The 8,093-nt window shown below is 40.6% G+C and carries 7 protein-coding genes; all 7 read left to right on the top strand.

Features of this window, described 5'->3' with window-relative positions:
• A partial coding sequence (locus V7077_RS26255; RefSeq protein WP_335507453.1) for a DUF5605 domain-containing protein occupies nucleotides 1-212 on the top strand: 212 nt, incomplete at its 5' end.
• Between the two features lie 348 nt (nucleotides 213-560).
• Nucleotides 561-1,949, top strand: coding sequence for an MFS transporter (locus V7077_RS26250; RefSeq protein ID WP_335507451.1), 1,389 nt, complete (start codon nucleotides 561-563; stop codon nucleotides 1,947-1,949).
• Between the two features lie 103 nt (nucleotides 1,950-2,052).
• Complete coding sequence (locus V7077_RS26245; protein WP_335507449.1) at nucleotides 2,053-3,990, top strand: Tat pathway signal sequence domain protein; 1,938 nt, start codon at nucleotides 2,053-2,055, stop codon at nucleotides 3,988-3,990.
• 297 nt (nucleotides 3,991-4,287) lie between these two features.
• Complete coding sequence (locus V7077_RS26240; RefSeq protein WP_335507447.1) at nucleotides 4,288-5,544, top strand: cytochrome P450 family protein; 1,257 nt, start codon at nucleotides 4,288-4,290, stop codon at nucleotides 5,542-5,544.
• Nucleotides 5,545-5,601: 57 nt separating this feature from the next.
• Nucleotides 5,602-5,760 (top strand): hypothetical protein, encoded by a 159-nt coding sequence (locus V7077_RS26235; protein ID WP_335507444.1) that lies wholly within the window; start codon nucleotides 5,602-5,604, stop codon nucleotides 5,758-5,760.
• Nucleotides 5,761-5,885: 125 nt separating this feature from the next.
• Nucleotides 5,886-6,209, top strand: a complete 324-nt coding sequence (locus V7077_RS26230; RefSeq protein ID WP_335507442.1) for an alpha-L-rhamnosidase C-terminal domain-containing protein — start codon at nucleotides 5,886-5,888, stop codon at nucleotides 6,207-6,209.
• 656 nt (nucleotides 6,210-6,865) lie between these two features.
• Complete coding sequence (locus tag V7077_RS26225; protein WP_335507440.1) at nucleotides 6,866-7,906, top strand: DnaD domain-containing protein; 1,041 nt, start codon at nucleotides 6,866-6,868, stop codon at nucleotides 7,904-7,906.
• Nucleotides 7,907-8,093: the final 187 nt, after the last annotated feature.

The raw sequence follows: 8,093 nt of genomic DNA, 5'->3' as shown, positions 1-8,093 counted from the left end.
ATGATGACAAATACATGATCAAATATTTGGGAAGGGAATGTCGTTGCTTCACTGAAATTGAGCTGCCTGAAAACGGTGAAGAGTATTCAATCGAAGTAATAGATATTTGGGAAATGACGCGTGAAACAGTGCTTGAGAGAGCAAAAGGAAAGGTAAGGGTTAATTTACCAGGAAAAGAAGGGATAGGGGTTATTGCGGCTAAGAACAAATGACGGCAGAAGGGATTATCTCCTTTTCAGGGGAAATCCCCCTTTTATTTTTAACGATATGGCGATTCACAACACCCCCATTAAATATTGTAGAAATTTTATAAAATAAGTAGAAAAATTGAAATACAAGAAAAGTGTTCATATGAAAAAATAATAAAAAGATTTAATTTTCAAAAAAAACAAATGAAAACCTTTACATGAAAGGAGGTGAAACTATCGAACTAGGAAATATTTAATCTTTTAAGGTCTTTGGTAAATAAAAAAACGCTATTATCTTAATCTAACAAATTCAAGGGGGACCGTATTTTTATTAAAAGGGAGAAAAAAATTTATTCATATGGAGGTTATCCAATGGAAGCAGAAGTACTAGTAGAACAAGCACCCTTGAAAAAAGCATCCAAGGACAAAGTTGGGGCTTGGAGAATGTTTGCCTGGCAAAGCCGCGCACTATCAATATCGGGCAATGTGCTAATTTTAGGATTTCTATCGATTTATTGTACTGATACACTAAAAATACCGGCTGCTTTAGTAGGAACACTGTTAATGGCTACTAAACTATTAGATGGTATTACCAATTTATTAGCGGGTGTCATTGTGGATAGAACCAATACAAAAATTGGGCGTGCCCGACCGTATGAGTTGAGTATTATCGGGGTGTGGCTATGTACATGGCTGATGTTTGCTTGTCCTCCTGAATTCAGTATGGCTGCAAAAGCAGTTTGGGTATTTTCGATGTTTATTTTTGTTGATTCCATTTTCTCAACTCTCCTAAATGCAAGCAATACGGTTTATATGGTACGTGCCTTTTCAAAGCAAGAGCATTATATTGCCATAAGTTCTTATGGATCTATTATTGTTTTTCTGGGCGCAATTGCGATTAATGTTAGTTTTCCAATGTTGATGGCTAAAATGGCTACCTCTCCAGGAGGATGGAAGACTTTGATTGCCATCTATGCGGTTCCCTTTTTATTAATTGGATTATTACGCTTCTTTTTCATCAAGGAAACGAACAATGTCGATACGGTTTCTGGTGAAAAGGTAAATTTCAAGGAATTAATGTCTGTATTAAAAACCAATCGTTATATTTATACGATTGCCATCATGTTATTCGTATTTAACTTTGTTACGAATATGGGAGTTGGTGTATATTACTTCACCTATATTGTAAAAAATGTCGGGCTGATGGGTCCTCTTGCCCTGACCCAAGTAGTAATTTTACCATTAGTGTTTTTGTTTCCAATGATTATCAGGAAATTCTCTACGACAAAGCTGATTATTGCAGGTATTTTCATCACCATCTTAGGTTATGTAGTTAATTTTATTGCAGTGGATAACTTCCCCCTTTTGGCCCTTGGCGGCATATTAACTGGAGCTGGTACAGTCCCAATCGCTATGTTAAGTGCTTTGATGATTATCGATTGTGCGGACTATAACGAGTGGCAAGGGAGACCTCGTGCGGAAGGTACTCTTGGAAGTGTAACAGGCTTTACTAGTAAAATAGGGGCAGCGATCGGTTCAGGTGTAATGGGTGTCTTGCTTAGCATGTCAGGATATACCGGGAATGCGGCAACACAGCCCGAGTCAGCGGATTTTATGATTCGCATGTTATTCAGTATTATCCCACTGGTACTTTATATTTTGGTAGCCCTTACATTAAAATTCTACAAACTGGATAAACTCGTTCCACAGATTCGTAAGGAAAATGAGGAAAGACGTAATCAAATGGGACTAACAAAATAAAAGGGCAAAAAAGCATCAAAAAAGCTTTTACTAACTTTCTATGTATAAACATGAATTGTATTTTTAATAGTTTTTAGAAAACCAAAATAATGGGAGTGTAATTATGACTGCTTCTAAGAAATCAAATTCATTAACAGCCGAAGAAGGACCTATGTGGATCACCGCTGATTGTGAGGACCCGCTATACAACCGTCCGGTCATCGACAGCGAATCCGATCACACCACTCCGGTACCTCACCACAAGGTATCGGGTCACTTTGAGGGAACTGATAAGAGGTTCAACTTCTACTTTCCATTGAAGAGTCAGTGGAAGGGACGATTTTTTCATTTGGTGTACCCGCTCATAGACGAGAACGCGACCGATGAAACATTAAGCTTCGGTGCGGACAGCGGGGCATACACGGTGCAGACGAACGGCGGGAGTGGTTATCGGGTAGACGCAGCTGCGGCCAAGTTTTCTAGGACGGTTGCTGCGAGCTATTATGGCTCTTCCGAACGGATTTATGGCTATATCTATGGCGGCAGCGGTGGCTCCTTTCAGACCATAGGTGCCATTGAGAACACCACCGGGGTATGGGACGGCGCTGTGCCATTCATTCCAGGCGTACCAACCTCCATCCCGAATAACTTCTTTGCCCGGGCCTTTGCACGCTTCGTGTTAGAGGAGAAGGCACAGCAGATAGCAAACGCGGTGAGTCCAGGAGGCCGTGGAGATCCGTACATAGGGCTCAATGAGGCAGAACGGGCGGTGCTAGACGAGGTGACAAAACTGGGCGTTCCACTTCAAGCATGGGAAGATTACACTTATTTGCTCGGTTTGAACGACCCTCAAGGTCTCCTTGGTTTTGGTGGAGTAGTTCGCAGCACTGATCCTAACTATGTGAATGACTTTTGGAGTAAGTCTGGTTACCTGGGCACGGAGCAATCAGCTCTCGGTGAACTTTTCCGTAAAGCCAAGATTGACCACTATGCTACTATCATCAAGGTCAACCGAAACGAACAGAATGAACCAATTAGTCTAGTTCTTAATAGCGTGCCTGCTGACCTGACAACAACCGGGCTCGAATACACTCTCTATGCAGCCGAAGGTACGCCAATGGTCGAAACTCTTGCGGGTTCACTGGACCTGGTCACGAAGGTTTTCACTATTGGAAGTGAAGCCCCTGAGAGTGTGCTGAATGTGATCGATGAAGGCACCAAACTGAAGATCGACAATCGGTGGTTCCTCGCCTTGCTCCCGTACCATCGTCATCAGGTACCACAGCGGCAGGGTTACGATGCCTGGAATCATCTTAGAGGGTTCGACGGAACGCCATTGTACCCTCAACGGCCAATAGAGATTGGACCAATGATATCGCTTGGTGTGACGGGTAGCGGCACGCACACTGGCATGATTCAAGGCAAGGTTATTATGGTTACTAACCTGATTGATAACGATGCTTATCCATGGCATGGAGACTGGTATAGGGCAAGGGTGAAGGAGTCCCTAGGAGAGTGTTACTACGATAATTTCCGGCTTTGGTATAACGACAACGCGGATCATATCGGTCCCCGCACCCCTCGTCTCGTGCAGTACGACGGGATTCTTCAGCAGGCACTTAGGGACGTGAGTGCCTGGGCAGAGAGGGGAGTTGAACCTCCAAAATCGACCATTTACGAAATGGTTGACGGCCAGATTAAAGTACCTAAGAATGCTGAAGAGCGCCAAGGTATTCAGCCTGTAGTTGACCTGAAAGCAAAAGGGCTCACACGGATCGATATCCCTTGCGGTCAAACAGTCAACTTTGAAGCTGAAATCCAGGTTCCATCAATGGCTTGTAAGATTGTGTGCACTGAATGGGACTTCCTCGGTACGGGCGATTTTACGGCAACCCCTATAGGAAATCTTGAATCTGTGGCAGAGGTGAAGACTACTTTCACCTACATCTCGCCAGGTACCTACTTCCCTTCTATAAGGGTGACCTCCCATCGTGAAGGGGACCCAAACACGCCTTTCGCAAGGGTTCAGAATCTGGACCGGGTTCGTGTTGAGGTTCACTAGGCGCATTAAGCACTTTTGAGTACTAATAACTAACAATGAAGGATCCATGATACCATTAATCCAATAGGAGTGATGATATCAGGGATTTTCTTTTTATAAAGGTTAGTAGGATCAAAAACAATAAATAAAAAAATCTGCCTGAGCGTACATCCAAACATGCCCAAAAGGCCGATTTCTAATATTTTCATGTTTTATAAAATAAAAAGGTAAGAGTTTTCAATAATAAAAACTGCAATAGAGATAGGTTAAGTTAATTCAAAGCCTAAAAAAAATTAAAGATGAGAAAGGAAGTTCAAAATGAAAAATTCGGAACAAATCATTCAAGCAAGAGTACTCGGCCTACTAGGTGGTCACAACACTGAAGAACCGTTTCCATTATTTGCTCAATTGCGGGAAATGGGCTCTGTGTTTCCTATTCAATTGCCAATGGGGGGAGCGGATAACCAAGTTTGGTTGGTTACACGGATGGAAGCGGTCATGCAGGTGCTGAAGGATCATGCACGCTATACGGTTGACAGTCGAAAACTTGCAGATAACAATCACGTTCAGCAATCCTTAATCGGGAATCCAGAGGAATCTGGTCCTCCTCTTTTCCTGTCCAATTCCTTAAATGCAATCGATGAGCCTGATCATAAACGACTACGTACCTTGGTGTCCAAAGCTTTCACGCCAAAATATATGGAAAGCTTACGCCCGCGAGTACAAGAGGTTGCAGACGAATTACTCGATCAGGTCCAAGCAAAAGGGGAGATGGATCTAGTCAAAGACTATGCCAATCCATTACCGATCAACCTTATTTCTGAAATGATCGGTGTGCCAAAATCTGATCGTTCAAAGATACATGAGTGGTCTGAGAAAATAGCTAATGGTCTTGGTTTGGGAAGGTTGGATCCGGAGGTTACCAAAGGCCTGCAAGATTTCGGCGATTACATTAAGCAGCTTGTCGTCGAAAAACGTCAATATCCTGGTGATGATTTAATCAGCCAATTAGTGGCCATTGAGGAGGAGGGAGATCGGCTGAACGAATCGGAATTGATCTCGATGATACAGCTATTAATCTTTGCTGGACACGAAACGACCTCGACCCTGATCTCCACTGGTACTTTAATACTCTTTGATCATCCAGAACAATGGGAGTTGCTTAAGTCCGATCATAGTTTGGTTCCTTCCGCAGTTGAAGAGCTGCTGCGATTTAATGGTCCATCCACGATTGCTGGACCGCGTTATGCTCTAGAAGATACCGAGCTTGGCGGGCAGCAAATCAAAAAAGGAGATGTCATTCTCCCTTTAATGAAATCAGCCAATCGAGACGAACTTCAGTTTTCACATTCAGAGGAACTTGATATTACACGCAAAATCAAACGGCATCTTGCCTTTGGCCATGGCATTCATATGTGTTTAGGGGCACCTCTCGCACGGATTGAAGGGGACATTGCGTTTACTACCCTGCTTAAGAGAATGCCAAATCTTCATCTAAGGATCCCTCGGGAGAACGTTAGCTGGCAATTCAAGCTTGCCTCACAGGGATTAACCTCTTTACCTGTTGCTTTTTAATAGGGGATAAGTTTGCACTCTATGAAAGTTACTAATCAAAAATATGGAGGATGCTTGATGGGACGTTTAGCAAACAAAGTTTCCATTATTACAGGTGCTGCAAGTACAAATGGATTATATCAGGATGGTCCAGGTGTAGATGAGTATAGCCGGCACTGTCAAGTATTTGCGATTTTAATAGACACCATTGATAAAGAGCGGAGGCTTGTCTTTTAAGCACGGTTCTAGATGATGAATCTTATACCAAATGCTCTGTAGCTATGTCGTTTTATTTTTTCCGAGCGATAGAAAAAGCAGGAATGTACGAAAGAACCAATGGCCTATGGGATTTATGACGTGCAATGGTCGAGAATAATCTCACTACTTGTGTGGAAGATCATGTCAACCAACGAAGTGACTGCCATGCCTGGGGTGCGCTCATTCTTTATGAAATCCCAGCAGTCGTACTTGGAATAAGACCTGTAGAGTCTGGATTTAGTAGAATAGAAATATCACCTATGGTAGGTCACTTTGAATGGGCAGAGGGTGAGGTCATCACACCAAAAGGAATGGTAAAAGTTTCTTGGAGGAGAAATAGTGAAGCGGGAAAAATTAATCTAAATTATGAATTGCCAGCAGGTATGGAAATAATAGATATAAAAAAAGAAATCGTTTATAGAGTTTGATAATGTAATATTCGGAAGTGAAGAGGATGCTGTGAAGCTGACGAAGAGACATCAAAGGCCTTAAAGATCCAACAACAGTAGTAAAAATCCAAACAATCAGTAATGAAAGGTTCACAGTTAAATAAATTGATATGGCTATCATAACTGGTGTTTTGAATTTTCTGGGAGGTTTTTAATAGTTATTGTAAAATAGTTGGCTTTACATCTAACTCTTTTTAAGGGCAATTTGGAAGTGAGGACTTCCGGTTGCTCTTTTTCTATTGATTTAAGTTGTGTAATAAGCAAATTGGTAATCAGGGAATCTTAAGGACAGACTAACTCATATTATATGAATTAGTCTGTTTTTATTTTCGGTACGTTCATGGACGTTTTACGATACGTGGACAAAAAGAAAAAGAATAAAAAAAAGAAAAAGAAAAACAAAAACAACAACAAGTTCTTTAGCCAAGTATAGAGGAAATTCCAAATCAGTGAAAATTATCTTATCTTTATTTTACAAGGTCTCCAGATTTTAAAATAGAGGTCTTAGAAACCTTGTTGTTTTCTATTCAATAATAATTCGCATCTACTTGAAAACCAACCTATCCGTTTTCTTTTATTTTCTATATATAGGTCTATGTGATCAATTTTATTTGCAGAAAGGTTTGGGATGGAAGATGACAAAGTATAGAATGGTACGTACTGATTTTTGGAAGAACCCGATTGTTCTGGAAGAGATGACACCAGAGGACAAATTTTTTTATCTTTATCTTCTTACAAATCCAAATACCACTCAAATTGGAATCTATAAGATTACAAAAAAACAAATTGCTTTTGATTTGGGCTATTCGATAGAGGGGGTTCATTCTTTAATGGAACGATTCATCACTCATCACAAGCTGATCCGTTACAATCCAGAGACGAGGGAACTCGCCATTAAAAACTGGGGTAAAAACAATCTGCATAAAGCAGGAAGACCAGTCATGGATTGTATTTATTCTGAACTAAAGGAAGTTGAAGATACTTCACTTATTCATTATGTTTCAGTGAGAATTCAGAAACAGGAAATTCGTAGTTTATATGAATCTTTTTGTAAGCAAGAAAGGAAGTTAATTGTAAAGGAAGATATGAATCAAGATGAATACAATACATATGAAGACTCTGGAATTGGAGAACTTGCCGATGTAATTGTTACTAGTTATTTGCTTAGTGGAAAAGAAAACCACCAACAACAAGATTCTCCGGACAGAGAGGGAAATCCAGACATAGATATTCGTTTAGAGAATCATCAACAGGATGTCAATGAAATTATCGAGTTTTGGGATGCTAATGGATTTGGTTTTGAGAACGTACATGCGAAAAAGCAGCTGTTATCTTGGTTGGATCATTCAAGTTTTTTACAGCCGAAAGAAATGATTTTAAAAGCGATGATTATTGCTTGTGCAAATAACAAGCGAAAGCTGAGCTATGTCGTCGGGATATTGAAAAACTGGGAAAATGAATCGTTACTTTCCGTTGAAGATATCAATGCGTATCAGGTGAACCAAAAGTTACAAACAAAATATAGGCAAGAACCACAATTGTTTTTAACCGGAAGTGATATTCCAAGAAATTTTGTATTTGACGTAACGGATGGTGAAGATTGGAGAACAGTAACACAGACGATTCACCTTGGTGAGAATTGTAAATCACAAATAACTTCTGACAGCTCTGCATGATTTCCCGTTGCGGTCGTCAATAAGATTCTTTGTTAGTCTGCCCAATAGAACCTTTCTATTGGACAAAATCATCGAATCTCATAGTAAAACTGTCTATTAGAACCTTTCTATTGGACAAAATCATCGAATCTCATAGTAAAACTGTCTATTAGAACCTTTCTATACGACAGAAACATCGAATCTCACA

The organism is Neobacillus vireti (assembly GCF_036962465.1).
GTDB lineage: Bacteria > Bacillota > Bacilli > Bacillales > Cytobacillaceae > Neobacillus > Neobacillus vireti_B.
This window is presented reverse-complemented; position numbering and strand designations above follow the sequence as displayed.

Coding starts and splice junctions, on each gene's coding strand:
- V7077_RS26250 (WP_335507451.1), top strand. CDS start 561: ATGGAAGCAGAAGTACTAGTAGAACAAGCACCCTTGAAAAAAGCATCC.
- V7077_RS26245 (WP_335507449.1), top strand. CDS start 2,053: ATGACTGCTTCTAAGAAATCAAATTCATTAACAGCCGAAGAAGGACCT.
- V7077_RS26240 (WP_335507447.1), top strand. CDS start 4,288: ATGAAAAATTCGGAACAAATCATTCAAGCAAGAGTACTCGGCCTACTA.
- V7077_RS26235 (WP_335507444.1), top strand. CDS start 5,602: ATGGGACGTTTAGCAAACAAAGTTTCCATTATTACAGGTGCTGCAAGT.
- V7077_RS26230 (WP_335507442.1), top strand. CDS start 5,886: ATGGTCGAGAATAATCTCACTACTTGTGTGGAAGATCATGTCAACCAA.
- V7077_RS26225 (WP_335507440.1), top strand. CDS start 6,866: ATGACAAAGTATAGAATGGTACGTACTGATTTTTGGAAGAACCCGATT.